The 26,268-nt window shown below is 60.2% G+C and carries 23 protein-coding genes; 9 read left to right on the top strand and 14 right to left on the bottom strand.

The features are described 5' to 3' along the window. The first annotated feature begins 220 nt into the window (after nucleotides 1-220). Nucleotides 221-1,996 (top strand): M4 family metallopeptidase, encoded by a 1,776-nt coding sequence (locus tag ACY8FN_RS00175; protein WP_463098909.1) that lies wholly within the window; start codon nucleotides 221-223, stop codon nucleotides 1,994-1,996. Between the two features lie 32 nt (nucleotides 1,997-2,028). Here ACY8FN_RS00175 and ACY8FN_RS00180 read toward each other — a convergent pair whose 3' ends face one another. Next, a complete protein-coding gene (locus ACY8FN_RS00180; protein WP_463098910.1) occupies nucleotides 2,029-2,922 on the bottom strand; it encodes a LysR family transcriptional regulator in 894 nt (297 codons plus the stop codon). A gap of 92 nt (nucleotides 2,923-3,014) precedes the next feature. On the opposite strand from ACY8FN_RS00180, the gene mdtH reads away from it, so the two are divergent. Both mdtH and ACY8FN_RS00190 read left to right on the top strand, forming a co-directional pair. Continuing rightward, nucleotides 3,015-4,211, top strand: a complete 1,197-nt coding sequence (mdtH, locus tag ACY8FN_RS00185) for a multidrug efflux MFS transporter MdtH (RefSeq protein ID WP_463098911.1) — start codon at nucleotides 3,015-3,017, stop codon at nucleotides 4,209-4,211. 134 nt (nucleotides 4,212-4,345) lie between these two features. Further along, the gene (locus ACY8FN_RS00190; RefSeq protein ID WP_463098912.1) at nucleotides 4,346-5,257 is read left to right on the top strand and encodes a bifunctional helix-turn-helix transcriptional regulator/GNAT family N-acetyltransferase; all 912 of its coding nucleotides are present in this window, start codon (nucleotides 4,346-4,348) and stop codon (nucleotides 5,255-5,257) included. A gap of 248 nt (nucleotides 5,258-5,505) precedes the next feature. Here the strand turns inward: ACY8FN_RS00190 and prfC are convergent, their stop codons facing one another. From prfC to ACY8FN_RS00210, 4 genes are all read right to left on the bottom strand, one after another. Next, nucleotides 5,506-7,095, bottom strand: a complete 1,590-nt coding sequence (prfC, locus tag ACY8FN_RS00195) for a peptide chain release factor 3 (RefSeq protein WP_101317961.1) — start codon at nucleotides 7,093-7,095, stop codon at nucleotides 5,506-5,508. A 365-nt stretch (nucleotides 7,096-7,460) separates the two neighbouring features. Further along, the gene (locus ACY8FN_RS00200; RefSeq protein WP_463098913.1) at nucleotides 7,461-9,326 is read right to left on the bottom strand and encodes a GGDEF domain-containing protein; all 1,866 of its coding nucleotides are present in this window, start codon (nucleotides 9,324-9,326) and stop codon (nucleotides 7,461-7,463) included. A gap of 188 nt (nucleotides 9,327-9,514) precedes the next feature. Then, nucleotides 9,515-10,969: an ATPase RavA stimulator ViaA gene (gene viaA / locus ACY8FN_RS00205; protein ID WP_463098914.1), complete on the bottom strand. Its 1,455-nt coding sequence runs from the start codon at nucleotides 10,967-10,969 to the stop codon at nucleotides 9,515-9,517. 9 nt (nucleotides 10,970-10,978) lie between these two features. Then, nucleotides 10,979-12,592, bottom strand: a complete 1,614-nt coding sequence (locus ACY8FN_RS00210; RefSeq protein ID WP_463098915.1) for an ATPase RavA domain-containing protein — start codon at nucleotides 12,590-12,592, stop codon at nucleotides 10,979-10,981. Nucleotides 12,593-12,860: 268 nt separating this feature from the next. On the opposite strand from ACY8FN_RS00210, the gene ACY8FN_RS00215 reads away from it, so the two are divergent. Both ACY8FN_RS00215 and rimI read left to right on the top strand, forming a co-directional pair. Then, a complete protein-coding gene (locus ACY8FN_RS00215) occupies nucleotides 12,861-13,295 on the top strand; it encodes a DNA polymerase III subunit psi (RefSeq protein ID WP_463098916.1) in 435 nt (144 codons plus the stop codon). A 109-nt stretch (nucleotides 13,296-13,404) separates the two neighbouring features. Beyond that, entirely contained in the window at nucleotides 13,405-13,854 is a 450-nt protein-coding gene (gene rimI / locus ACY8FN_RS00220; protein WP_463098917.1) for a ribosomal protein S18-alanine N-acetyltransferase, read from the top strand. 39 nt (nucleotides 13,855-13,893) lie between these two features. Here the strand turns inward: rimI and ACY8FN_RS00225 are convergent, their stop codons facing one another. Further along, a complete protein-coding gene (locus ACY8FN_RS00225; protein ID WP_463098918.1) occupies nucleotides 13,894-14,439 on the bottom strand; it encodes a thioredoxin domain-containing protein in 546 nt (181 codons plus the stop codon). A gap of 185 nt (nucleotides 14,440-14,624) precedes the next feature. On the opposite strand from ACY8FN_RS00225, the gene ACY8FN_RS00230 reads away from it, so the two are divergent. Continuing rightward, nucleotides 14,625-16,415, top strand: coding sequence for an AMP-dependent synthetase/ligase (locus ACY8FN_RS00230; protein ID WP_101346306.1), 1,791 nt, complete (start codon nucleotides 14,625-14,627; stop codon nucleotides 16,413-16,415). Nucleotides 16,416-16,484: 69 nt separating this feature from the next. Here ACY8FN_RS00230 and gshA read toward each other — a convergent pair whose 3' ends face one another. The 4 genes from gshA to ACY8FN_RS00250 form a co-directional block, all read right to left on the bottom strand. Further along, on the bottom strand, nucleotides 16,485-18,083 hold the full coding sequence (gshA, locus tag ACY8FN_RS00235) for a glutamate--cysteine ligase (RefSeq protein WP_463098919.1): 1,599 nt from the start codon (nucleotides 18,081-18,083) through the stop codon (nucleotides 16,485-16,487). Nucleotides 18,084-18,144: 61 nt separating this feature from the next. Beyond that, nucleotides 18,145-20,958: a M16 family metallopeptidase gene (locus ACY8FN_RS00240; protein ID WP_463098920.1), complete on the bottom strand. Its 2,814-nt coding sequence runs from the start codon at nucleotides 20,956-20,958 to the stop codon at nucleotides 18,145-18,147. A gap of 27 nt (nucleotides 20,959-20,985) precedes the next feature. Continuing rightward, nucleotides 20,986-21,423: a YqaA family protein gene (locus ACY8FN_RS00245; RefSeq protein ID WP_101317941.1), complete on the bottom strand. Its 438-nt coding sequence runs from the start codon at nucleotides 21,421-21,423 to the stop codon at nucleotides 20,986-20,988. Beyond that, entirely contained in the window at nucleotides 21,420-22,394 is a 975-nt protein-coding gene (locus tag ACY8FN_RS00250; protein WP_463098921.1) for an NADP-dependent oxidoreductase, read from the bottom strand. Before ACY8FN_RS00250 ends, ACY8FN_RS00245 begins: the two co-directional genes overlap by 4 nt. Before the next feature lie 56 nt (nucleotides 22,395-22,450). Between ACY8FN_RS00250 and ACY8FN_RS00255 the strand changes: the two genes are divergently transcribed. Next, nucleotides 22,451-22,618 carry a hypothetical protein gene (locus ACY8FN_RS00255; RefSeq protein ID WP_162511886.1) on the top strand — a complete coding sequence of 56 codons (168 nt, stop codon included), beginning with the start codon at nucleotides 22,451-22,453 and terminating at the stop codon, nucleotides 22,616-22,618. Nucleotides 22,619-22,670: 52 nt separating this feature from the next. Here ACY8FN_RS00255 and ACY8FN_RS00260 read toward each other — a convergent pair whose 3' ends face one another. Then, nucleotides 22,671-23,681 (bottom strand): Preprotein translocase subunit SecY, encoded by a 1,011-nt coding sequence (locus ACY8FN_RS00260; RefSeq protein WP_463098922.1) that lies wholly within the window; start codon nucleotides 23,679-23,681, stop codon nucleotides 22,671-22,673. Nucleotides 23,682-23,955: 274 nt separating this feature from the next. On the opposite strand from ACY8FN_RS00260, the gene ACY8FN_RS00265 reads away from it, so the two are divergent. After that, a complete protein-coding gene (locus tag ACY8FN_RS00265; RefSeq protein WP_139728919.1) occupies nucleotides 23,956-24,234 on the top strand; it encodes a hypothetical protein in 279 nt (92 codons plus the stop codon). 19 nt (nucleotides 24,235-24,253) lie between these two features. Continuing rightward, entirely contained in the window at nucleotides 24,254-24,610 is a 357-nt protein-coding gene (locus ACY8FN_RS00270; protein ID WP_463098923.1) for a hypothetical protein, read from the top strand. Between the two features lie 71 nt (nucleotides 24,611-24,681). Here ACY8FN_RS00270 and ACY8FN_RS00275 read toward each other — a convergent pair whose 3' ends face one another. The 3 genes from ACY8FN_RS00275 to rpsR form a co-directional block, all read right to left on the bottom strand. After that, on the bottom strand, nucleotides 24,682-25,425 hold the full coding sequence (locus ACY8FN_RS00275) for a ferredoxin--NADP reductase (RefSeq protein ID WP_463098924.1): 744 nt from the start codon (nucleotides 25,423-25,425) through the stop codon (nucleotides 24,682-24,684). Nucleotides 25,426-25,526: 101 nt separating this feature from the next. Next, a complete protein-coding gene (gene rplI, locus ACY8FN_RS00280; RefSeq protein ID WP_042011812.1) occupies nucleotides 25,527-25,973 on the bottom strand; it encodes a 50S ribosomal protein L9 in 447 nt (148 codons plus the stop codon). A 49-nt stretch (nucleotides 25,974-26,022) separates the two neighbouring features. Continuing rightward, nucleotides 26,023-26,253 carry a 30S ribosomal protein S18 gene (rpsR, locus tag ACY8FN_RS00285; protein ID WP_005313392.1) on the bottom strand — a complete coding sequence of 77 codons (231 nt, stop codon included), beginning with the start codon at nucleotides 26,251-26,253 and terminating at the stop codon, nucleotides 26,023-26,025. Between the last annotated feature and the right edge of the window lie 15 nt (nucleotides 26,254-26,268).

Genomic DNA, 26,268 nt, shown 5'->3' on the forward strand with positions numbered 1-26,268 from the left:
TTTGCACCTCCCTCAAAAGAGGAGGGGGTGTGGCTGAAACCGGATAAAGCTCTCCATATGACGCCAAGTGATGCACCCAAAAGGCACTTTGGCAGATCCTGCTCCCCCTTTGTGCTGCGCTGTCACATTTGACAGGGGGCACTTTCCCTCAGCGGCACTAGCTTCAAAGCGCCCGACCATGGGTCGGTTCATCAACCTCATCGATTTAAGGAAAGAAGAGATGAATAAAATTTATCTGGCCGTTGTGCTGGCCTGCTGGGGAGGCGCCGCACTGGCGGCGCAAGAGGTAGAGATCAACGTAACGGCAAACGGCATCCGGGCCATGACAGGCCTCAGTGCCGCGAGCGGCACCTTGCAGCTGGAAGATGGCGAGTTTCGTCAGGTGCGGGTGGTCAAACTGCCCAATGGCCAGCAGCGGATCCGCTACGAGCAGGTCTGGAACGGCATCCCGGTGATGGGTCAGGGGGTTGTGGCTGACAAGAGCCTGAACGGCCAGCTGCAGCAGGCCAGCGGGCGCATGCTGCGCCAGATCGATCAGGATGTGGCAAGCCCGACCACCACTCTCTCGCCACAGGATGCCGCCAGCAAGGCCAAGGCGGGCAGCAAGGGGAGCAACGAGCAGGTCAAACTCTACGTGATGCAGGACGAGAACGGGCTGGCCCGGCTGGTCTATCAGGTCTCCTTCGTCGCCGAAGGTGACAAACCCAGCCGCCCCTTCGTCATTCTCGATGCCCAGAGCGGCGAAGAGCTCAAACGCTGGGAGGGGATCAATCACAAGAATGCCAGCGGCCCCGGGGGCAACATCAAGACCGGCAAATACATCTACGGCACCGACTTTGGCCCGCTGATCGTCGATGACAACTGCCGGATGACCAGCCCCAACGTCGATACCATCAACCTCAACCACGCCACTTCTGGCGGCACCATCCACCAGTTCACCTGCCCGGAGAACCGGGTCAAGGAGATCAACGGCGCCTACTCCCCCCTCAACGACGCCCACTATTTCGGCAACGTGGTGTTCGACATGTACCGCAACTGGTACAACACGGCGCCCCTCACCTTCAAACTGAAGATGCGGGTTCACTACAGCAAGAATTACGAGAATGCCTTCTGGGATGGCAGCCAGATGACCTTTGGTGATGGCGCCACTACCTTCCACCCGCTGGTGAGCCTCGATGTCGCCGCCCACGAAGTGAGCCACGGCTTCACAGAACAGAACTCCGGGCTGGTCTATTCAGGACAATCCGGCGGCATCAATGAAGCCTTCTCCGACATGGCGGGGGAAGCGGCCGAGTTCTACATGAAGGGGAGCAACGACTGGCTGGTCGGCGCCCAGATCTTCAAGGGCAACGGCTCCCTGCGCTACTTCGAGGATCCAACCCGGGATGGCAGGTCCATCGGCCATGCGGCGGATTATCAGGAGGGGATGGATGTGCACCACAGCTCCGGGGTCTACAACCGCGCCTTCTACCTGCTCGCCACCAGCAGCGGCTGGAACACCCGCAAGGCGTTTGAAGTGTTCGTGCTGGCCAACCGCCTCTACTGGGGCGCCAACACCAACTACCAGCAAGGGGCCTGCGGCGTCAGCCGGGCAACCGCCGATCTGGGTTACAGCCAAGCGGATGTGGCGCGTGCCTTCCAGACCGTCGGGGTCGATGCCAGCTGCGGCACCACGCCGCCACCGAGTGACAATGTGCTGCAAAACGGCGTGCCGAGGAGCAACCTCGCCGCCAGCAGGGGAGGCAAGCTCAACTACACCCTGACCGTACCGGCTGGCACCAGGTCACTGCAGATCAGCAGCAGCGGCGGCACCGGTGATGCCGACCTCTACGTCCGCTTTGGCAGCTCCCCCACTAGCAGCAGTTACGACTGCCGTCCCTACCAGGGGGGCAATAATGAAAACTGCTCATTCACCAATCCCAAGGCTGGCACCTGGCATGTGCAACTGTCAGGGTTTGCAGCATTCAGTGGCGTTACCCTCAAGGCCAGCTACTGAGTCATCCGGTGCGGGCATTGTCCCGCACCTTTCTACTCATTACGCCAGCGTTTGGCCAGCGAACGAGCGGTGGCCAGCACAGCTTCCCGGGCCGGATTGGGCCGTTTGCCGCCGCGCCAGGCCATCATCACGTCCCAGTGATCCTGCGGCAGATTACGCACATCGAGCCTGACCAGCCGACCCACCTCCAGATCCCGCTTGATGGCCAGCTCCGGCATCAGGGTGATAAAGCCGTGCTCCAGCGCCAGATCCCGCGCCGCACTGGCGGGCTGCACCGCATGCAGGGGGCTTGCCGCCCGCCGCAGTCGCCGCAACTGCTGGATAAAGGAATCACAACCGGGGCCCCACACCTGGGGTGCCAACCGCTGATCGGCGATATCCTGCAGGGTCAGACCCGGGCGCCCCGCCAGTGGGTGCAGTGGCGAGGCGATAGCAATGATGGGGGAACAGCAGAGCAGCTCCATCTGCAAGCCTGCAACCGGCGGACACTTGAGCACAAAGCCGATATCGGTCACCCCGGTCAACAACTCCTGCATGATGACCCCGGAGTGATCCGTGGTGCAGCGGATCTCGAACGCCTCGTCCACCAGCTCCATCAACAAGGAACCGAATACCACAGCAGTGAGAGAGGGCAGGCTGGCAAGACGGATGCAAGGCAAGGCTGGCGCCCCCTGCAGTGCCAGTCGCCCCTCACTCAGGGTGGCCAGCGCCGAGCGGGCCGATGGTAGAAACTGCTCGCAGGCACGAGTCGGCGTCACCCCGCGCCGATGACGCTGAAACAGCGACGCCCCGAGACTGAGTTCGAGCTGGGCAATCCGTTGGCTCACCAGTGGCTGCGACCAGCTACGAATAGCCGCCGCCTGACTGAAACTGCCCAGCTCGGCGACATCCAGCAGCAATTGCAGATCGTCCAGATCCATAGACATAAATAATCCTGATATGAAATATAGGTAGTTGTCGTCTACCACTATATCTAAACCCTCTCCAGAATGAAGTTATCTGTGAATGAGAGGATGTTATGGTCGATAGGGCGAGATTTTGGGGACGCTGGTTTCTGGCATTGGATACCACCTTGGTGATCCTGGGTTTTTTTGTGGTGATGCCGATGATCAGTCTGCGCTTCGTCGATCAACTTGGCTGGGCCGCGGGGCTGGTGGGGCTGGCCCTCGGTCTGCGCCAGCTGACCCAGCAGGGGCTGGGGATCTTTGGTGGATCCTTGGCCGACCGCTTCGGGGCCCGCCCACTGATCGTCACCGGCATGTTGCTGCGAGCGGTGGGCTTTGCCACGCTGGCTTGGGCCGACAGCGGCGCCATGCTGATCTTCTCCTGTTTTCTCTCGGGCCTCGGCGGCTGCCTGTTCGACCCGCCACGGGCAGCGCTGGTGATCAAGTTCACCCGCCCTCGTGAACGGAGCCGCTTTATCTCCCTGCTGATGATGCTCGAAAGCGCAGGAGCTGTGACTGGCGCGCTGCTCGGCAGTTGGCTGCTGCGCTTCGACTTCACCTATGTCTGCCTGCTGGGGGCCGGGCTCTTCACTTTGGCCGCCCTGTGCAACTGGACCCTGCTGCCCGCCTATCGCATCTCCGTCAAACCGACCCCGATGCGGGAAGGGTTGGGGCAGGTACTGGCGGATCGCGCCTTCTGTCGGCTGGTACTGATCCTGAGCGGCTACTACATGCTGTGGGTACAGGTGATGCTGATCTTCCCGATCCTGGTCAAGCAACTGGCTGGCACCACCACGGCAGTAGGCTGGATGTACAGCCTCGAAACGGCGCTCTCGCTGGCGCTGCTCTACCCCATCGCCCGTTTCAGCGAGCGGCGCTTCCGGCTGGAGAACCGGCTGATGGCGGGTATCCTGCTGATGACGGTGGGGATCGGGCTGGTTGCCTTTGTCAGCACCCTTTCCGGCATCTTCGTACTGCTGGCCTGCTTCTATCTGGGGATCATCATCTGTGAACCGGCGCGGGAGACCCTGATGACCAAGCTCGCCAACCCCAATGCCCGTGGCAGCTACATGGGCTTCAGCCGCCTCGGGTTGGCACTGGGAGGCATGACCGGCTATGTGGGTGGCGGCTCCCTCTATGACTTCTCGCTGCAACAGGGGCAACCGGCCCTCCCCTGGCTGGTGTTGGGCACCATAGGCGTGGCCACCATGCTACTGCTCGCCCGCTGCTTCTCCCGTCGTCCGGAACTGGGGGTGAGAGCCGCCGCCTGACGAACCAGCTTGCCTGCGGCAGCACCTCCTGGCTGCCGCTCGCCATTGGGTGCCACCATGGCGGCAAAAAGGTTGCGCATCACAACCTTAATGCTATATTGGTTGTCATGCACAACTAAAAAGGAAACCACGATATGGATCCCCGTCCCCTGCGCGCCCTGTCACGCGATCTGGTGCGCGAACTCGGCATGCTCTCCCAACAGTGCGGCAATCTGGCCCTCACCCCCATTGAGGCGCACCTGCTGATCGAGCTGGAGAACGCCCCCGCCACCAACCAGCAGCTGGCAGAAAAACTGCACATCGACAAATCCAACGCCAGCCGCCCGCTGGCCCGCCTCGCCGAGCGGGAGCTGATAAGCTGGCACCCGCACCCCTTTGACGGGCGTAGCAAGGAGGCTCGCCTCACCGTACAAGGCCAGGCCATGCTGTTGACCTTGCACCTGGAGATGGACGCAGCGATGGAGGAGATGCTAGCGCAGTTGAGCCTGCCCGAGCGGGAGCAGCTGTGGCAAGGGTTGCTGCTCTATCGCAGCGCCCTCTCCCGCGCCCGCCGCCAGCAGGGTTACCAAATCCGCCCCATCACGGCGGCGGACAATCCCCAGATCGCCATGGTGATCCGCGCCGTATCGGCCGAATATGGCCTCACCGCCGATAAAGGCTATGGGGTCTCGGATCCCAATCTCGACACCCTCTCCCAAAGCTATCAGGGGGAGAAGAGCCGCTACTGGGTTATCGAAGGGCCGGACGGTTCCATCCTCGGCGGGGGCGGTATAGCGCCGCTGGCGGGAGAAGAGGGGGTCTGCGAGCTGCAGAAGATGTACTTTATGCCCACCCTGCGTGGACTGGGCCTTGGCAAGCGGCTGGTATTGCAGGCCATCGATGAGGCGCGGGCACTCGGCTATCAACGCTGCTATCTGGAGACCACAGAGGTGTTGCGGGAAGCCACCAGCCTCTATGAATCACTGGGCTTTGCACATCTTCCCGGCCCCCTCGGCTGTACCGGCCACGGGGATTGCGAAATCTGCATGGTGCTGACACTGGAGTAGCACCCCTCATCCTCAACCCTTCTCCCGCAAGGGGAGAAGGGAGCAAAAACACTTCCGCTATCTTTCGGGCAGCCCTCACCCTAGCCCTCTCCCTCTGGGAGAGGGCTAGGGTGAGGGCTGCTTGCGACTGGCAATATGCGGGACCATTGCCCCCAGCGCCTCTCCTTAAACAGGCAAAATGGCACCAAAAAAGAGACCCCGCCGAAGCGAGGTCTCTTATCATCTGCCAACAGGCAAACCAGCCGTTATCAGTGCTCGCGAGTCTGGCGGAACTCCACGTCGGGGTGACGCTCCTGTGCCAGTCGCAGGTTGACCATGGTCGGTGCGATATAGGTGAGGTTGTCACCGCCATCGAGAGCCAGGTTAACCTCGTTCTTGCGCTTGAACTCTTCGAACTTCTTGACGTCGGTCCCTTCCACCCAGCGGGCGGTGGAGACGTTGACCGCCTCGTACAGCGCTTCGACGTTGTATTCGCTCTTCAGACGGGATACCACCACGTCAAACTGCAGCACACCGACCGCACCAACGATCAGATCGTTGCTGATCAGCGGACGGAACACCTGCACTGCACCCTCTTCGGAGAGCTGAACCAGCCCCTTGAGCAGCTGCTTCTGCTTGAGCGGGTCGCGCAGGCGGATGCGGCGGAACAGTTCCGGTGCGAAGTTCGGGATACCGGTGAATTTCAGATCCTCACCCTGGGTGAAGGTGTCACCGATCTGGATGGTGCCGTGGTTGTGCAGACCTATGATGTCACCGGCACAGGCTTCAACCGCCTGCTCGCGGTCACCGGCCATAAAGGTCACGGCGTCGGAGATGTTCACATCCTTGCCGATCCGCACGTGGCGCATCTTCATGCCCTTGCTGTACGTGCCTGACACGATTCGCATAAAGGCGATACGGTCGCGGTGCTTCGGGTCCATGTTCGCCTGGATCTTGAATACGAAGCCGGAGAATTTCTCCTCGGTCGCGGCGACTTCACGGCTCTCGGCCTTGCGCGGCATCGGGGACGGTGCCCAGTCAGTCAGACCATCCAGCATGTGGTCGACACCGAAGTTACCGAGTGCAGTACCAAAGAACACCGGCGTCATCTCACCGGCGATAAAAGCCTCGTGATCAAACTCGGGAGAGGCACCCTGCACCAGCTCCAGTTCGCCACGCAACTGGGCGGCCAGATCTTCGCCGATGGCAGCGTCCAGCTCGGGGTTATGCAGCCCCTTGACTACTCGCTTCTCCTGGATGGTGTGGCCCTGACCAGTCTGATACAGATAGGTCTCATCCTTGTAGAGGTGATAGACACCCTTGAAGGATTTACCACAGCTGATCGGCCAGGTAATGGGGGCGCACATGATCTTCAGCTCGCGCTCCACCTCGTCCATCACTTCCATCGGGTCGCGTACTTCGCGGTCCATTTTGTTCATGAAAGTGAGGATCGGGGTGTCACGCAGCCGGGTTACTTCCATCAGCTTGCGGGTCCGGTCTTCAACACCCTTGGCGGCGTCGATCACCATCAGGCAGCAGTCGACCGCCGTCAGGGTACGGTAGGTATCTTCAGAGAAGTCCTCGTGACCCGGGGTGTCGAGCAGGTTGACCAGACAATTGGAGTAGGGGAACTGCATCACCGAGGTGGTGATGGAGATACCACGCTGCTTCTCCATCTCCATCCAGTCAGACTTGGCATGCTGGCCTGAACCACGGCCCTTGACGGTACCGGCGCGCTGAATGGCCTGTCCGAACAGCAGGACTTTTTCGGTGATGGTGGTTTTACCCGCATCGGGGTGCGAGATGATCGCAAAAGTGCGTCTCTTGGAGACTTCACTCAGAAATTCAGCTGACATAATTCAACATTCTTCTATTGAGCGGTGACCTCGGTCACCGTGGGAATACATCCGGGATGCCGCATTCGACTCACGGCATATTGGTGCGCAATGGTACCTGACCTGCCCTGATGACAGCTATAGCCGCTAACACCCGGCAGTGTGATGGTAATGATGGGGTACCTTGCCTTACATGGGTCTGCTCGCCTGAGTCAAAGCAAAATTGCGCGACATTATACCCGCGCGAGTGAAAAATACCCAGCCCGCGTTCTAACGGCATGATGCCATGGCGGCCAGACCAGATCCCCCGCTTGCCAGACCACCCGCACCAGATAGGCAGGGTCTGCCATCAAGCTGTCGACCGCGCAGAAATCGGCCGCCGCAAACGGCTAGCTTGCCAGTTCGACCCGGTCTCGCCCATGCTCCTTGGCCCGGTACATCGCCATATCCGCCCGGTGTACCAACCCGGATAACTCGCCATCACGCAGGTCATATTGCGCACACCCTATGCTGACCCGGATCGGCATAGATTCTGGCACGCCATCCACCCGCAGGTTGGCCACCTGCAACCTGATCCGCTCTGCGACTTCGCCCGCAGCTGCCAGCGGCGCCCCCGGCAGCAGCACCATAAACTCCTCTCCGCCGTTGCGACCAACCCGATCCTGACCTCGCAACGAAGCTGATATGGTGCGCGCAACCTCGGTCAGCACCTTGTCACCCATCAGATGACCCAACCGGTCGTTTACCCGTTTGAAGTGATCTATATCGACGATAAGCACGGAGAGATGATTGAGATGACCGCTCTTGGCCCGCAGAAACAGCGCCTCGGCTTGCAACTGAACCTGACGGCGATTCTGGATACCAGTCAACTCATCCGTCAGAGTCAACTGACGCAAGGTGCGGCCACGCTGCAACTGATAGAGCAATACCAGCAGCAGCATCCCGCCCCCGAGCACAACCGCCATCATCCGCCATCGGCGTGCCGCCTCAAGCGCAACCAACTCTTGCTGCTGCATCTTGCGCCGCACCTGCAGCCGCTCATTTTCCTGCTTCTGTTGCGCCAGGTCTTGCTCAAGCAGCATCTGCAGCCGTCGATGCCCCTGCAGCTCCAGCTCAACTTGCTGATAGGTTTCGATATACCGCTCCAGCTTTTGCAAGCTGGCCTGGTAACGGCCCAACGACTTCAGCGCTGACGATTCAATGCGATACGCTTTTGCCAGCATCTCCTGATGGGCCTCGGACGTCAGGGTCGGCACCGCCAGTTCAATATAATCAACCGCCTGCTGATAGAGCCCTTTGTGCTCCATGACTGCCCCCCGCAGCAAGTTGCGCATGGCAAGCAGGATCGGTTCAACTTCATTGTCCGGTAGTGGCAGATCAAGCCAGTCCCCCTTGGAAAGGGCTTCATCTACCCGACCCTGAGCGAGCAGGGAATTGGCCCACCATAAACGGACTTCGCTCACCTCCATCCACAGCTGCTGTGCCATGAAATAGGACTCGGCAAGGGTCAGTAGCGCAATGGCTTTATCATCACGGCCAGTCTTGGTGTAGAGGATGCCCTGGTAGACCCGCAGATCATTGAGCACCCCCTCATCGCCGCTATTGCGATAGCTCAGCAGCAACTCATCGAACAGGACTTCCGCCTGAACGTAGCTCCCCATCCGCCGATAGGTGTTAGCAATCAGGGTTTGCTGGCGCAGGCTCAGGCGGGTCAAGCCAATGCCATCATAGAGCGCCTTGGCCTGCTTGAGATGATGCAGCGCTTCCAGCATGTCGCCTTGGGAAGCGAGCATGGTACCGAGATAACTGCGGGCCTTGGCCTGTAACGGGAGTGCGCCAAGCTGGCTGGCCATCGCCAGGGCGGCATCATAATCATCCTTGGCCTTGGCGATGTCACCAAGGCGCTGCCTGAACCAGCCCCGACACAGCCGGAGCCCCGCTTCACTATGAAGATCCTTGCGCCCCTTGATAATCCCCAGTTCACGCTCGGCAAACCGGATCCCCTGCAGATAATCGCTTATATGGTTGGCTGGCCATGAATCACACTGCAGTTGGGCGATCCGGCTCTGGATTGCGCTCGAATGCTGATCTTTTTGGCTGACCAGCTGAGCCACCCGCTGGCGATAATCTTCGCTATAAGAGAAATCCGCCTCCAGCGCCTGCAGCTCTTGCAAGAACGCCGATGGTGCAAGGGTATCCGCTCGCCCAATGGATGGAACCGTGATCAGCAGTAAACAGATGAAAAAATGGAGCATACCCATCTTGGCGGTGTCTTTCTCAGTAAATCGCGGGGGCGCGATTATAGCCTCGCTAACTGGACCGTGACTGAATAACGTGATTCAGGTCACAGTGGGCAGTACCTGTTCGTTGGGTGACTGGCGGGGTTCACTGAGCAGAAACTGCTGATATAGCGGGGGAATGACATGCCCCCGACAATGGGGATTCAGTGCTGCTGCCAGCGGCGCAGCAGGCGGCCACGCAGGCCACAATCGAGCAGCCAGCTACGGTCAAAGACCCGCAGCAGCGCCGGTTTGGCGTGGCGAGACATGGCAACGGCGTGAAAACGGGTCTGGCGTTGACGATAGCGGTTCATCTGATCGAGCAGGGGATGGGGCAAGCTCTGGGCGATAAAGTCGGAGATGACCAACACATCCGCCTTGGCAAAGGCGGGATCATCGAGCTTGGCCAGCGCTTTTTCCAGGCAGGGCACCAGGTCGGTACCGCCGTGAAAACTCATGGAGAGAAAGCGTTCCGCCTTGTCCAGACCGGTCTCAGCGGTGATCTCGAGGGTTGCCACCTCGGTGGAGAAGAGCATCAGGTAGCAGCCGCGCTTCTCGTCCATCGCCACCTTGAGCAGCGCCAGAAACAGCGCCTTGGCACACTCCTCGGGATACCCCCCCATGGAGCCGGAGGTATCGACACAGACGATGAAAGGGCCGCGTTGCTGCAACTGCTGGCCCCCCTGCTCCGGGGTACGTAGCATGATGCGCTGGCGCGGCAACGTCCCGCGCGACTGGTAGCTGAGCAGACGCCGCTCCAGATAGCGGCGATAGAACTCCAGCTCCAGCTCGGGCAAGGCCAGCATCACCGCCTCGCTTGGCAGCAGCCGCATCAGATCGCTCGCCTGATGGATCCCCACCAGATCGTCCGGCACATCATCGCTGGGGGCAGGCTCCAGCTCCAGCACCTCGACCGGTGGCACCGGTTGCTCCTGCGCCCGCCGATCCCGCTCACTGCGCCCGAGCAGAGCGGCGATCTCCGCCAGCAGCGGCTCACGCTGCAACATGCGCGCATACTGCTTGACCAGCACCAGGCTGCGCTTGTGCCAGCTCCCCTGCGCCAGATCCCACAGACCACCTGCTGAAATCTGGTTGGGATCGAGGGCATCGGCCAGTGTACGGCTCGCCAACAGTTGATCTTCAATCTCCTGACGCTGCTTTTCCCGCTCCGCCTCGGCGATCTGTTGCTGCAGTTGCAGCAGGCTCCCCACCAGACTGGCGCGCCACTTGTCGATAAAGAGCTGGCGCAGCCCCTCGGTGGGGTGGGCCGCCAGCTGGCGCACCAAGGATCGGGCCTCACCGGCGAAGGGGCTGTACTGCTCAAGCGACTCCAGCAGGCCGGGCAGGCGGCCAATCAGCTCGGTCATCGGCAGTTGCCGGTGCGCCTGATAGAGCAGGTACTCCTGCTCCAGCGCCACCGGCACCGGCTTGTGGCGGATCTCCTCGCCAAGCTGCTCGCCCCAGCTCTGCAGGCGCTTTTTCAGCAGTTTGCCCTGCAGTGGAGAGCGCCGGATAAATTCGGAAATCTTGGGCGACGCCGCCAGCAATAGCGCAATCTCACCCGCCAGCTCCCCTTCACCAATGAGGAGCCCCAGATCCAGCATGCCGATCTCAAGCATGAGCGCTCCTTACTCGTCCAACCTTGGCAACCGCTCGCGCCACTGCGCCAGCTCGCTGTGCAGCAGTTCGAGATCCCGGTTCAGCACGAAGAAACTGTCTTCCACCTGCTGCAGCCAGCGTGAGGCGATAAACAGGTGTTGTTGATGACGATCGAACAGACTGCGCTGCTGCTTGAGCTCTTGCATCAACTTGCCGACCCGGAGCAGTTGCTCATCAAGCGCCTGCAACCAGGGCTCCAGCACCACCTCGGGGATGGCGTTGCGCTCCATCAACACCAGCGGGATCTGCTGGCGCTGGATATCGAGCACCTGGAGCCGCAGCTCATCATCCAGCACCAGCTCGTAGTGCCCTGCCTTTGGATTGCCAAACTGATAGCCGACCAATGCCTCGCCGGTAGGGTGCCAGTGGGAGAGCAGGGTGCGGTCGAACACCAATGTGTTGGTGAACCGCTCGGGATCGCTGCTATCCAGCGGTGCCGGAGTGAGCAGATGGAAGTGCACCTGCTTGCCAAAGGGTCTGGCATTGGCAAGTGGGATCTCGATGCCCCGGGCCCGACGGCCAAACCACTGCTTGCGCTGGCGGGCCTTAGTACAGAGCCGTTGAGCCACGCTCTGTTTGAGCTGTTTGAACTGATCCCGCAGCGCCAGCAGCTGGCGGGTCATCGCCAATTGCTGATAACCATAGAGACGGGAGAATTCGGTCATCATCTCAAGCAGGGAGGTGCGGGACTCCTCGTCATGCCAGAGGCAATCCTTGAACAGCAGCAGGTCGAGGGGGGCTACTTCGTCGCGGCCATTGAAGAAGGCGCTCGCCTTGATGAGTCGTACCGCCTTCTTCCAGCGACGGTCCGACACATAGCAGCGGTGGGCCAGCTGGCTGTCGAGCTGCTGGCGCAGTTGGTAGATGAGCTCGAAGCAGGCATCCGGCAGCCGTACCTGCTCAATCTGACTCTGCCACTGCTCGTACTCATCCCCCCGGATCTGCAAGGATTCCGGCAGGTTCTGGTGGGCATGGCCATCGCTGGCCAGCATCGCCTGAAAGTTCGCTTTCTCCTGCACCCTATCCATCCAGATCCGCACCAGCATCCGGTCGTAGAGCGCTTCCAGCCCGCTGTCCGGTGCTGGCAGCTCGTTGGAGGCAGTCACCAATAAACGCATCGGGATGGGGTGCTGGCTGTCGCCGTTGCGAAACTGCCGTTCGTTGATGGCGGTGAGCAGGGTGTTGAGGATGGCTGGGCCCGCCTTCCAGATCTCGTCGAGAAACACCACCTCGGCCTCTGGCAGATAACCTTTGGTCAATCGCAGGTATTTACCATCCTCTTTCAACGCCTGAATGGAGAGGGGGCCAAACACCTCCTCCGGCGTACTGAAACGGGTCATCAGGTATTCGAAATGGCGCGCGTCGTGAAACGCCAGCTTGAGCCGACGGGCAATCAGACTCTTGGCGATGCCGGGGGGCCCCAGCAAGAAAAGACTCTCGCCGCTGAGAGCGGCCAGCAGACCGAGTCGCAACGCATCCTGCCGTTCATAGAGTCCCTCGCCAAGGGCTGCCAGCAGTCGAGGCAGCCGCTCCTGGATGGGAATGACACGCGCAGGGTTCTGTGCTTGAGCTAATGACGACATAGAGACTGTTCCGAAGCTGGGATGATGATAGCCCCAAGGCGCGATATCCATTTGCTCGGCCTTGGGTTTTGTCTTGTTATGATATTTATTCTGGTATCTCTTGCCGCAGAATACCCGACTCTGGCAGGAAAAAACGCAAGCTCCCCAGGATCCGCTGCCAGCGCTGTTTTGCTGACAACCCTTTGCAAAGGGGTGCAGCAAAAGCGGTTCGAGTGTACCCTTCGCAGCACTATTTTCTCCAACGCAGATCAAGAGTGAGTCGCCCCCGATGCAAGATCCCGTACGTCAGAGCATGTTGACCCGCATGGGTATTCAAAGCTGGCAGCTGCGTCGTCCGGCATTGCTGGGCGAAGGCCCCCTGTCTGGCATCAGGGAAACGCCCGCAGACAGCGGTCAGTCAACGTCTGCCATCAGCGCCCCGCTGCCCACCGGTAAACTCTGGCTGCTAGCACCCCAGCTGCCTGTCACCACGCTGCTGGCGGATATCTGCCACCTGCTGGGCGTCACTCTCGACGAGGTATCCCTGCTCAGCGAGCTGCCACCAGCCGACCTGCCATTGGCGGGCCAGCAGCCCCTGCTCTGGCTGACCGATGCCAACCCCGCGCGGCCAAATGCGCTGATCTGCCCGCTCGTCCCCAGCGCCGCGCAAAAGCGCGCCCTGTGGCAACAGCTGCGCCAGCACCTTGCGGCCAGCGCGGCGTGATCTCGCATCATGCCTCAGGCCCCTTCACCGATGCCGCTCTTTTTACCTGATTTTACAAAAACCGCGCGGGCAGACCCTGCCACCCACAATCCAGCACCCCGGAGCCCCCATGCCTGAGTTTCGTCCCCTGCTCGAGAGCGATTTCGAGCTTGTCTATCCCATCGAGCAAGCCGCTCACAAGGAGCCGTGGAGTCAGGCCAACCTGCTCTCCTGCTTCGGTCCTCGCTACCTCAATGGCTTGATGCTGATCGACGGTCGCCCGGCAGGCTTCTATATCTCGGATCTGGTGGCCGGTGACAGTTCGCTGATGAACATCTGCGTGCATCCGGCGTTTCAGGGCAAGGGGTTGGGACGGGCGCTGTTGCAGGCCTATCTGGCTCGCAGCAAGCAAGCCGGGGCAGAGGCCTGGTTCCTCGAAGTGCGGGCTGGCAATCACACCGCCATCTCCCTTTACGAAGGCGCCGGCTTTGCCGAATATTGCCGCCGCGCCGACTACTATGGCACCGGCAATGATCGGGAAGATGCGGTACTGATGTCGCGGCTGTTCGACTTCGGCTGATCCTGCATATCTCACCACACTAAACCGCCTTGCCCCGTTTCAATCCAGGGGCGCGTTATCCAGCGCGGGATCCTGCAACGCCAGGGTGGTGTGGAGCACAGCCTCGAACCCAGCGGCGGAAAGCGGCATATAGAAGCCCCGCTGCCAGGTTTTTCCCGGCATCCAGATCTGTTCGATATCCACCACTATCTTGATGGGCTTGAGGGGCTGGCCCGGCTGCTGGACATAAATGCCGGGCGGCGTGGCCACCTTGGGGAAGCGGCGCAAGATCTGCTCGCTGCCATCCCCCTTGCCCGGATTGAGCCGTACCTTCACCAGCTTGGCCAAGGGGTCAGCCATCTCCTTGTTCTGCCAGAATTTCTTCTCCAAATCGCCACAACGGCGGCACTTGGGGGTCTCCAGCACATAGAGCAGCGGATAGCCCAAGGTCAACGCTTGTTGCTGTGCCTGATGATACCCCTCGGCCCCCTGATACCAGGGATTGGCAGGGGCCTTCGGCGCTTGGCCCACAAAAAACCAGGCCGCACCGCCACCCACCACCATGAACCCAACCGCAGCCAACGCCCCTTTCACCCACAGATTCATATCGTTAACCCTCCTGCTACTGATCTGCAGTATCGGCCAGCCTGCGCCAAGGCATAGCTATTTGCATGCTTTGTGATCCAAGACAAACGGCGAACACTTGTAAGCTGTAATGTTGGAGTTTAAACTCTACCCCGATTTTTAGTGCCCTAACCGGCGTACAACTGTAATTAAAGGATGCTTGACTGATGCCGAAGCTTCATCTGGTTCGACTGATGCGTGAACGTATTACCCAGCTTGGTAACAAGGCGGCCCTGCGGGTTCAGCAAGATGGTCAATGGCGTGCCATCGGCTGGCGCACCCTGGGTCAGGCCATGGATTACTGCGCCCAGGCACTGATCCGCTGTGGTCACCAGCCCACCGAAATGGTCGGTATCTACGCACGCAACATGCCAGAGTGGACCCAGGCTGATCTCGGCATCCTTGCCGCCCGTGGCGTCAGCGTCCCCATCTATCCCACCAGTACCCTGGATCAGGTGCGCTATATCGTGCGTGACGCCAAGATTGGCATCCTGTTCGTCGGTGAACAGCCCCAGTTCGATCAGGCACTGACTCTGCTGCAAAATGGCGAGATCCGCCAAATCGTCGCCCTCGATGGCAACGTCAATCTGCGTGGCTGCCCGCAAGCGAGCTACTTTCAGGAATTTCTGGTCTCCGGCAACCACCAGCCCAGTGAACAGCAACTGCGCGAGCGCGAGCAGCAGTACCGGATGGACGATCTGCTGACCCTGATCTACACCTCCGGCACCACCGGCGAGCCCAAAGGGGTCATGCTCGATTTCGCCAACATCGCTGCCTGTTTCGAGATGCACAATAGCCGCCTCGATTTGAACGAGCAGGATGTATCGCTCTGCATGCTGCCACTGAGCCATGTATTTGAGCGGGTCTGGAGCTTCTACGTGCTCTATTGCGGCGGCGAGAACGTCTATATCCGCGATCCGCAGAAGGTGATGGAGGTGATTGACGAGGTGAAACCGACCGTGATGTGCGCCGTGCCGCGCCTCTACGAGAAGGCCTACGCCATGATCCAGGCCAAAGTTGCCCAAGCGCCCGCCCCCCGTCGCGCCCTGTTTGGCTGGGCTACCCGGGTCGGCAAACAGATGGTCGCCACCCGTCAGGCTGGCAAGTCAGCCTCTCCCCAGCTCTATGCCCAGCTCTGGCTCGCCGAGCGGCTGGTGTTTCGCAAGCTGCGCGCCCGTTTTGGCGGCCGCACCCGCTTCCTGCCGGTGGCGGGCGCCCGTCTGGCCGACGATGTGAACCTGTTCTTCCAGGCCATGGGGCTTAACCTCAAGTACGGCTACGGCATGACCGAGACCACCGCCACCGTCTGCTGCTACGAAGATCAACAGTTCAAACTGGGCTCCATCGGTACTGTCTTGAACGGGATCGAGGTGAAGCTGGGGGAGAACAACGAACTGCTGGTGCGCTCGCCCACCGTAATGCGTGGCTACTACAACAAGCCGCAAGCCACCGCCGAAGTGATGACCGAGGATGGCTTCCTGCGGACCGGCGATGCCGGTGATCTCGACAGCAAGGGTAATATCTACTTCACCGAGCGCCTGAAAGAGCTGATGAAGACCTCCAACGGCAAGTACGTGGCGCCACAAGTGGTCGAGGGCGCCATCGGCAAGGATCGCTTTATCGAGCAGATCGCCATCATCGCCGATGCCCGCCACTTCGTCTCGGCGCTGATTGTCCCCTGCTTCGAGTCGCTGGAGGAGTACGCCCGCTCCATCAACCTGCAGTACCAGAACAAGAGCGAGCTGCTGCGCAACTCCCGGGTAATGGAGTTCTTCGAAGCCCGCATCGCGGACCTGCAAAAAGAGCTGGCCAAGTTCGAGCAGGTGAAGAAGTTCACCCTGCTACCGAGCGCCTTCTCCATGGAGTTAGGGGAAATAACCCCCACCATGAAGCTGCGCCGCAAGATCATCGAGGCCAAATACCAGCGCGAAATCGAGGCCATGTATAACCACGCCTGATCACGCTCAGATTCCAAGCAATAAAAAAGCCGCTCATTCGAGCGGCTTTTTGTTTGTGCGTGCCTGGCATCAGGCTGTCGTCGTGCTGGTCCCGAAGTAGTCGGCCAGGAAGTCGTCGAACGACAGGCTGTCGCTGCGCTCACGTTCCCGCTGCTTGGCCAGCGAATCCTTCGCCTCACCGGCGAAATAGGCCTCATCCCAGTACTGCAATTCAGCGGCTAGCAGCTCCTCGCGATAGCGGGTCGCCAGCTTGTCGCCATAGCAGCCGTTGTCTTTACCACTCTCCAGCAGATCTTTGAGCATGCGGGCGGAGTAGGTGAGCTCGGGGTTGAGCAGCTTCTCGCGATGCATCGCCAGCGTCTCGCGATAGCGGTTGCGGCCGCAGCAGCGATCCAGCAGGTCGGCCACCTCAGCCAGCTCGTCGAATAGCTTAAGGCCGTACTCTTTAAGACCAATGGCATTGCCCTGCTCATCTTCAAGCGTTAGGCCGGGGCGACGCCCTTCCAGCACCACCTTGTTCTGGTTGCGGCGGTTGCGGGCAATCTCTTCGTCACTCTGCAGCGCGGACGGGCGCAGCAAGCACCAGACCAGGAACAGATCGAAGAAGCGGATCTGGTCGGCATCAATGCCGAGCGGAGTGAAGGGGTTAACGTCCACGGTGCGCAGTTCGATGTATTCGATGCCGCGCTGATCCAGCGCATCGGACGGCTTCTCACCACTGCGCGGGGTGCGCTTGGGGCGGATCGGCGCGTACAACTCGTTCTCCAGCTGCAGCACGTTGTCGTTGAGCTGGCGGTACTCGCCATCCACCTTGACCCCGATCTTGGCAAAGTCGGGATTGTGGGTGTTGATGGCACGGCGCAGGCTGCTGACATAGGCCGGCAGATTGTCGTGGCTGATCTTGAGCCCCGCCTGGGCGCTGTTGGTGTAACCGAGATCAGAGAGACGCAGCGCGGTGGCGTAAGGCAGATAGAGGGTGCCCTTGCCGGTCTTCTCGAACGGCAGGTTGCTCTTGCGCCCCTTGAGGAAGGATTCGCAGATGGCTGGCGATGCGCCAAACAGATAGGGCACTAGCCAGCCGAAGCGGTAGACGTTGCGAATAAGCCCCATGTACTTGTCGGAGATAAAGCGCTGGCTGCAGCAACCGACACACTCCAGCTCCTGCCACTCGCTCCAGAAGCTGTCCGGCATCGAGAAGTTGAAGTGCACCCCGGCGATCACCTGCATCAGGCTGCCGTAGCGGTTCTTCAACCCCTGCCGGTAGAGGGTCTTCATTTTGCCGATGTTGGAGCTGCCGTATTGGGCCAGCCGGATGCTCTCCTCGCCACCGACGAAGCAGGGCATGGAGAGCGGCCAGATCCGCTCCTCACCCAGATGCTGCATCACATGGTGATGGATATCACCAAGCTGCTCCATCAGGCTATCGATGGAGTCGGTAGCCGGGGTGATGAACTCCAGCAGACTCTCGGAGTAATCGGTGGTGATATTGGGGTGAGTCAGGGCCGAGCCCAGCGCCCGGGGATGGTTATTCTGGGCGAGTTTGCCATCCGGGGTGATGCGCAGACATTCACGCTCGATCCCGCGCCGGATCCCCTTGAGTGCAGTCAAGCGCTCCGGTGACCCCAGAACGTTCAGCAACTCGGTGAGTGACAAGCTTGTAGTAGTCATATTCACGGCTCATGTGAGGCCGCCCCATCCGGGGCGGCTCTTGATTTTTATAAGGTGCCCGTTACGGCAACTGCAGCGGATAGATGGGAAGATGCAGCTCCTTCAGGGGTTTTTCAAGCTTTTGCTTGTCTCCCACCACCACGATCACCATGTCGGCCGGATTGAGCCAACGGGCGGCACTGGCCTTCAGCGCCTCTGGCGACACCGTCTTGATCAGCTTGTTCTGCGCCTGCACATAGTCCGGTTTCAGGTCATACATCACCATCTGCAGCAGGAAACCCGCCTTCTGGCCGAGAGTCTCGTAAGAGAGGGCATCCTGCTGGGAGACCGCGCTGCGCATATAGGCCAGCTCCACCGGGGTAGGGCCGGTCGCACGGTAGTTATCCATCTCTTTGAGGAACTGGCGGATGGCATCGACGGTCGCATCGGATCGCACATTGGCGCCGGTGGCAAAGGTGCCCACCTCGCGGTTGGCGGAGAAACCGGAGCTGGCACCATAGGTGTAGCCCTTGTCTTCCCGCAGGTTGAGGTTGATGCGGCTATTGAAGTTGCCACCCAGGTTGAAGTTCATCAGCCCGGCGGTGAAATACTCCCCTGTGGTATCGAACGGCATGGCGCGACGGCCGATGCGGATCACCGACTGGGGCGCCCCCGGCTTGTCCACCAGATAGATACCCGGCTTGGCCTGTTCACCCTTGAGCTTGAGATCCCCCAACACTGGCGTGGCACCTTTCCACTCGGTCAGGAAGCCAAGTTGCTCCTCGATCTGCTTCTGGCTCACATCACCGGTCACCACCACTTTGGCGTTGCTGGGGTTGTAGTAGGCCTGATAGAAGTGCTTCACATCCGCCAGGGTCAGCTTGGCCACATCAGCCAGCACCCCGTCAGCGGGTTGACCGAGGCGGTTCTGCTTGCCGTAGACCAGCTCGCGGAACGCCTGTCCGGCCAGCCACTCGGGCTGCTGCTGGGCTTGTTGCATTCCTTGCAACAGTTGCGCCTTGACCCGCTCGAAGTCCGCCTCGCGCATACCGGGGCGCTCGAACACTTCCCGTGCCAGCGCCAGGGTCTGGGGCAACTTGTCCACCAGCGAGCTGATGGTGACCAGGTTGTTGTACTGGGCGCTGGAAACATCGATAGAGGAACCCAGCTTTTGCAGTTCGTCGCTGAGCTGAGCCTCGGTCAGACGTATCGACCCCTGCCCCAGCATGGCGGCGGTCAGATTAGCCAGCCCCAGTTGCCCTTTATCCTCGGCACGAATGCCGCCCGGCAGAGCGATCATGATGGAGACCGCAGGGATCTCGTCACTTCGGGTGCCAATAATCTCGATGTTTTTGTCGAGATTGCCGTGCCAGATGGCGGGCACCTTGACGCTCACAGCCTCGCTCGCCTTGGGCTGCACGCTGCGATCGACATTGTCTTTTACCGGTCGTTCGGCCAGCGCTTCATCATGCTTGCTGTAATCCGGCAGCTCCCGCTGGGCGGGGGTAAAGTTCGGGGTGGCGACCTGCCACTCTGCCTTGCCCTTGGGCACCACGCTCAGCACCACCGCAGGCTTGCCGGCGATGAACTTGTCGTAGGCGGCCTTCACCTGCTCCGGTGTCACCTTGCCGATGGCATCCAGGGTCTTGAACACATAGTTGGGATCCTGGGTAAACACCTGCCCCATGGCGAGCTGGCTCACCTTGCCGGAGACGCTGTCCAGACCCCAGATAGCGGAAGCGCGGTACTTGGCGATCGCCTTCTCCAGATCTTCCGGCTTGAGGCCGCGCTGGGCGAACTCGCCGATCACCTTGTCCACCTCCCCCTTGAGGGTCTTGAGGCTGCCATCCTGCGACGGATTGGGGTAGGCGTAAACGGTCAGGGTACAGGCCAGCTCTTCGCAGTAGTGGGACGCCCCCACATCGATCGCCTTGCCAGTTTTCACCAGCGACTGGTAGAGCATGGAGCTGGCGGAACCGCCGAGCACGTCGGCAAACATGTCGAGTGCCGGCTCCTGCGGATCGCCAAGCGATACAGTGGGGTAGCTGATATAGAGCAGCGGCAGGTGCACCTTGTCCTGCAGCGTCACATAGCGGGTCTCGGGCAGGGTCACCGGTTTTGGCGTCGGCTCGGCCACATCCGGGCCGCGCGGGATGGAGCCGAAATACTGCTCAATCCAGCCGAGGGCCTGCTTGCTGTCAAAGTCACCGCCCAGGGTCAGGGTGGCGTTGTTGGGGCCATACCAGCGCAGGAAGAACTGCTTGAGGTCGTTAACATCGACCCGGTCGAGATCTTCCACGTAGCCGATAGGCTGCCAAGAGTAGGGGTGAGTGCGCGGATAAAGCGCCTCCCCCACTTTCTCGCTCACCAGTCCGTATGGCTGGTTGTCGACCCGCTGGGCCCGCTCGTTCTTGACGGTGGCGCGCTGGATCTCGAACTTCTTCTGGCTCACCGCATCGAGCAGGAAGCCCATCCGATCCGCCTCCAGCCAGAGCACTTTCTCCAGTTGGTTGGCTGGCACGGTTTCGTAGTAGTTGGTGCGGTCCTTGTTGGTGGTACCGTTCATGTCACCACCGGCCTCGTTGATGATCCGCATATGCTCCTGATCACCGACGTGTTTCGAGCCCTGGAACATCATGTGCTCGAAGAAGTGGGCGAAGCCGGACTTGCCGACCGTCTCGCGGGATGAACCAACGTGATAGGTCACATCGAGGTGCACCAGCGGATCGGAGCGATCGGGGGCCAGGATCACGGTCAGGCCGTTGTCCAGCTTGTACATCTGGTAGGGGATAGCGAGCTTGCCCTCCTCCTTGCCCTGTTCGGAGATCAGGGTCGGTGCCGCCAGCACCGGCAGGGTAAAGCCCAGCAGAATCGTTAAAGGTATGACTTTGTTCACGGTAACCTCGTGAGTGACAAAAACAGGCTAGAAAATGTGACTGGCCAGCAGAAAAACCAGGGCATAACGGAACAATTTGCCGAGCCCGATCAGGATGAGAGAGCGCCAGAAGGAGAGGCGCAGCCAACCGGCCAGCAGACAGAGACCATCACCGACCAGCGGCGTCCAGGCAAGCAGCAGACACCAGTGACCATGTTGTTTGAGCCAGCCTAAGGCTTTTTGTTCCCCACGGCCTTGAAAATCTTCCGGTTTCTTTTTGAAAGTGGCAAGCCAGCCGAGCCACCAGGTGGTCATGGAGCCGAGGGTATTGCCCAGCGTCGCCCACAGCAGCAGGCTCGCCATGCTCCACTCCCCCTTGGCCGCCATGGCCCCCAGCAGCACTTCGGAGCTGCCGGGCAGCAGGGTGGCGGAGGTGAAGGCGCTCAGAAACAGCCAGCTGAGCCCCATCTCGGTAATGCCATTCATCCGGGCAGGCCATCGGCAGCTGGCATCCGCAGCAACAGTTTGCCGCGCACATGGCCCCCTTCGATGGCTTGGTGGGCCAGCGCCCCCTCGGCCAGAGCGAACTCAGCGGCGACGGTGACCTTCACCTCCCCCTGCTGCAGCAGCATCAACATCTGACCCAGCTGCTGCTGGTCAGGGTGAACCAGCATGCCGACCACCTCGATACCCGAAGCGGCGCCAGCATCCTTAATCAGCTGGGCGGTGAGAGTGGGCACAGTCACCAAACGGCCACCCGACTTGACGCAGGCCAGCGCCGCCTTGCCGCTCTCGCCCCCCACCAGATCCAGCACCAGATCGAACTGGCCATCGGCGATGACCTCGGCGCACCACTCGGCCTGATGGTAATCAACTATCCGGCTCGCCCCCAGACTATGGAGGAAGCTGTGATTGTCGCCGCTCGCCGTGGCCACGACGTGGGCACCATATGCGGCAGCAAACTGCACCGCCAGATGGCCGACGCCACCGGCACCGGCGAGGATCAATACCCGCTGACCACTCTGGAGGCCGCCGTGCTCAAGCAATCCCTGCCAAGCGGTGAGACCGGCCAGCGGCAGCGCCGCCCCCTGCTGGAGGCTCACCCCGTCGAGCTTGACCAGCTCGCTTGTGCTTGCCACCACAGACTCCTCGTAGCCACCGGCGCTCAGGGGAAAACCGACCATACCGCACACCAGATCCCCTTCGACCAGCGAGGTCACACCGGGGCCCAGCTTCTCCACCACGCCGGAGACGTCATAGCCCGGCGTCCAGGGCAGCTTGTCCTTGTTCTGGGCCGCCGCCCAACCGAGGCCAGCCCGGGTCTTGGCATCGATGGGATTGACCCCCGCAAAGCAGATGCGCACCCGCACTTCGCCATCGGCAGGCACCTTATCGAGGGAAGGGTTGAGCTTGAGTACCGAGGGGTCACCGAATGCGGTAATCTGTAGCTGCGTCATTGCACAATCCATCCTGTTGATTGATCAAGGGTCAACAGAATAACAGTGAGGACACCATGGCTCGAATGTTTCTTATTCCTCTGTTGCTGGCGCTGGGGTGGTTGGCATTTTTGCTCTACTTCCGCATTCCCCTCAAAAAGGGGGCCAAGGGGTTTTACTGGATCATCGGCATCGGTGGCGGACTGGCCGCCTTCCTCAGCCTGATGATGGTGCTGACTCACTGAGTGCGCAGCCACTCGATAACAAAAAGGCCACCGCGTTCCGGTGGCCTTCTCATTATCCGGGTTGCTGCTCCAGCAGTGGATTGAGGTAGTAGTGGCGATTGCCCCCCTGCCCCAACACCCCTTGCGACAGCAGATGGTGGAACACCCGATCCACCTCCTCCAGCGAGAGTGACAGTGCCTGCGCCACCGAGCGCTTGCTGCACTTGAGCTCACCACTCTCCAGCGCACCGCGCACCTGCGCCAGCATTTCGGGTGCGGGCTCGGGGGGCATCATCAGCTCGGGTTGAGCCGCCAGCGCCAGCGCTTCCTGCGCCTCAAGGCGGGCTTGATCCTGCTGCCAGCGCCACATCCGGCGAAAGCGGTTCTCCTCGCCGATCAGACTGACGAAGAAGGCGCCAAACACATCGAGCAACACAGATAGGAAGCAGACCAGCAGGAACTGCACCTGACTGATGCTCATCCCCACCCCGTCCGCCAGGCTGCTCATCAGCCCCAGCATCGAGGATTGTTCATTGACCGGTTTGGCATCGCGCTGCTGACGCAGCTCATCCTGCTGCAAGCGCAGCTTGGTGTTGGCGTGCTGCAGGGAAGAGACGCCGCTGGAGATACGCTCCAGCTCGATGTATTTGCGGGCCGCCTCTTCGTTGAGCTGGATCTGCCGCTCGATGCTGGCAATCTGCTCGTCGAAGCGGGCAAGCTCCCGCTCGTGGCGCGCCTGCTGGCTCAACACCGTGTTGGTGGCACTGTTGATGCCGCCGATACTGCCGCCGATGGAGATGGCCGCCAGCACGCTATAGAACAGCAGCGACCAGAAAGCGCCGCTCAAATCCCGCCGCGCCTTGCGCTCACCGTACTCGTACCAGACGTAAAACTTGCCCAGTTCAAAGATGATGGCCAGCCCGCCAAACAGCCACTTCATCAGCGGGTTGTCATCGATGGAGAGGAACAGCAGCAGGGAGAAGATGATGGAGGCCAGAATGGCCAGCCCGGTGAAACTGTATACCGTCGTCAGAGCAAACCACCCCTTGGGGTAGCGCAGTGCGGAGGAGTCCTGTGTAGTCATGATGAAGGGGTGTGCTGTGCAGGAAAAGTTGGCTGCCGATTATAGTCGCCAGACTCGCACAGAGAAGGGCAAATGACTGAATTCCTTCAGATTGACAACCAGCTGCCCAGAGTGCGACCAAAACGGACAAATCGGCAGCAGAAAACCGGTACAATCACCGACAGACCTAATCATATGGTGAGGTTATGTACGGTTCCGCTCGGGTTCAGCCCGACCGGCGTACACTGACCCGCAGTTGCAATTATTCGAGGCCATCATGAACAGAACAACCACTATGATACTGTCCCTGCTGCTCGCAAGCAGCGCGACCGTCGCGGCGCCACAATCCCAGGAACCCCAAGGTTCAGAACTCTCGATCGACCAGATCAAATTTAATCTGGACTGGGATGACAAGCAGTTTGGCTGGTCACAGAGTGACTGCCTCGATTTGGGGGTTGGCGACAACATCCCCTCTGATTGCAACACAACACGCTTCAATCTGGAAGATGAAGAGAACCGCAACCAGCCACCCAGTACCAATCAGGCCCCAGCCAGCCAGCAGGGTGGCCAGTAATTAACCGGAGTTCTCTTTCATGAAACAGCTCACCCCCCACCCCACGATCAACCGCAGCTTGCTGCTGATCTCGCTGTTTATCGTGCACGGAGCCGCCGTTGCTGCCCACCCAGCCAAAAACGGTGATGGTATCCGCATCTCCGGCGATGACATCAAGGTCAACCTCAACTGGGATGACAAAGAGTACAACTGGTGGCAAAACAACTGCCTGGATCTCGGCATTGGTGACAGCCGGCTCAAACTCAACTGCGACAAGATGGATGGCAAGTACCGGGATCACTACAACCGCAGCATCCACAGCGGTAATAACCCGGGACAAGGTCACGACAAACACAAAGATAAGAACAAGAACAAGAACAACGGCAAGAAGAACTGATGCCCTCCTTTTCCTCATCCTCATGATGCAGGGGCCAGCTGCCCCTGTGCAGCTGTTATTACCAGCTGTTGTTACCAATAGTTCTCCGCACTGATATTGCCCGGCGCCCGCCGCAGGTTTTTGGCCAACCCCTGCGCCAGCAAGGTCTGCTGGGTCTCTTTCACCATCTCCGGGTTGCCGCAGATCAGCACCTGACTATGTTCGGCTGAAAAATCCAGCCCCACCCGCTGCTGCAGCTGACCGTTGGCGATGGCCGCCGGGATCCGTCCTTGCATCGCGTCCGGCCACGGCTCGCGACTGACGAAAGGCACGTAGCGAAAGCGCTCGCCATATTGTTCGCCAAAACGGGCGATAAACGGCTGATAAGCCAGCTCCTCCCCTTTGCGCACCCCGTGTACCAGCACCAGATTCTCGAAACGCTCAAAAGCCTCGCCATCGGCCAGCATAGAGAGAAAGGGGCCAATGGCAGTGCCAGTGGCAAGCAACCAGAGATCGCGCCCGGCTGGCACCTCAGCCAAGGTGAGAAAGCCGCTCGCCTGGGATTGTACCAGCAGGGTGTCGCCCGCTTGCAGCGAACCGAGAGAAGGGGTCAGCTCACCGCTCGGGATCTCGACCAGATAGAACTCGTGGTATGGCGCAGAGGGGGGATTGACGAAGGAGTAGGCGCGCTGGATGCGCTGCTCGCCCTGCTCGAGGGCCAGCTTGGTAAATTGACCTGCTTGGTAGGGGGCAAGCTCTGCCGCTACGCGCAGGGAAAACAGGGTAGGCGTCCACTCGATACGCTCGATGACCCGACCTTCGACCCAGGCAGCCATAAGGATCTCCTCCAACGGAACAGACCTTCACTCTACCCCCGGGCCCCAAAATAAAAAACCCGCGCAAGTGCGCGGGTTTTATCTGCAGCAGCGAATCGCTATTACAGAGCAACAACCTGGATCTGTACGGTTGCTTTAACGTCAGCGTGCAGCTGAACAACAACTTCGTACTCGCCGGTGTTACGCAGAACGTTGCCCATGCGGACCTCGCTCTTGGCAACAGCAACGCCGGCAGCAGTGATGGCATCAGCCACGTCACGGGTACCGATGGAACCGAACAGCTTGCCTTCGTCGCCAGATTTGGAGGCGATAACAACAGCAGCCAGTTCACCCAGCTTGGCAGCGCGCTCTTCAGCGGCAGCTTTACCGGCAGCCAGCTTGGCTTCCAGTTCAGCACGGCGAGCATCGAAAGTCTCGATGTTGGCCTTGGTAGCCATAACGGCTTTGCCTTGCGGGATCAGATAGTTACGGGCGTAGCCAGCTTTAACAGCGACTTGATCACCCAGACCGCCCAGTTTGGCGATTTTGTCGAGCAGGATAACTTGCATTACCTTTCCTCTAGAGAAGTTGAGTTAGGCTTAAGTGCCGGACCGATTCTTACTTGTTGTGCAGATCGGTGTACGGCAGCAGAGCCAGGTAACGAGCACGCTTGATGGCGCGTGCCAGCTGACGCTGATACTTGGCGCGAGTACCGGTGATACGGCTCGGTACGATCTTGCCAGATTCAGTGACGTAGTTTTTCAGAGTAACGATATCTTTGTAGTCGATCTCGGTAACGTTCTCGGCAGTGAAGCGGCAGAACTTACGACGACGGAAATAACGTGCCATGGCCTTTATCCTCTA

It is taken from the genome of Aeromonas sp. 160P, assembly GCF_055193095.1.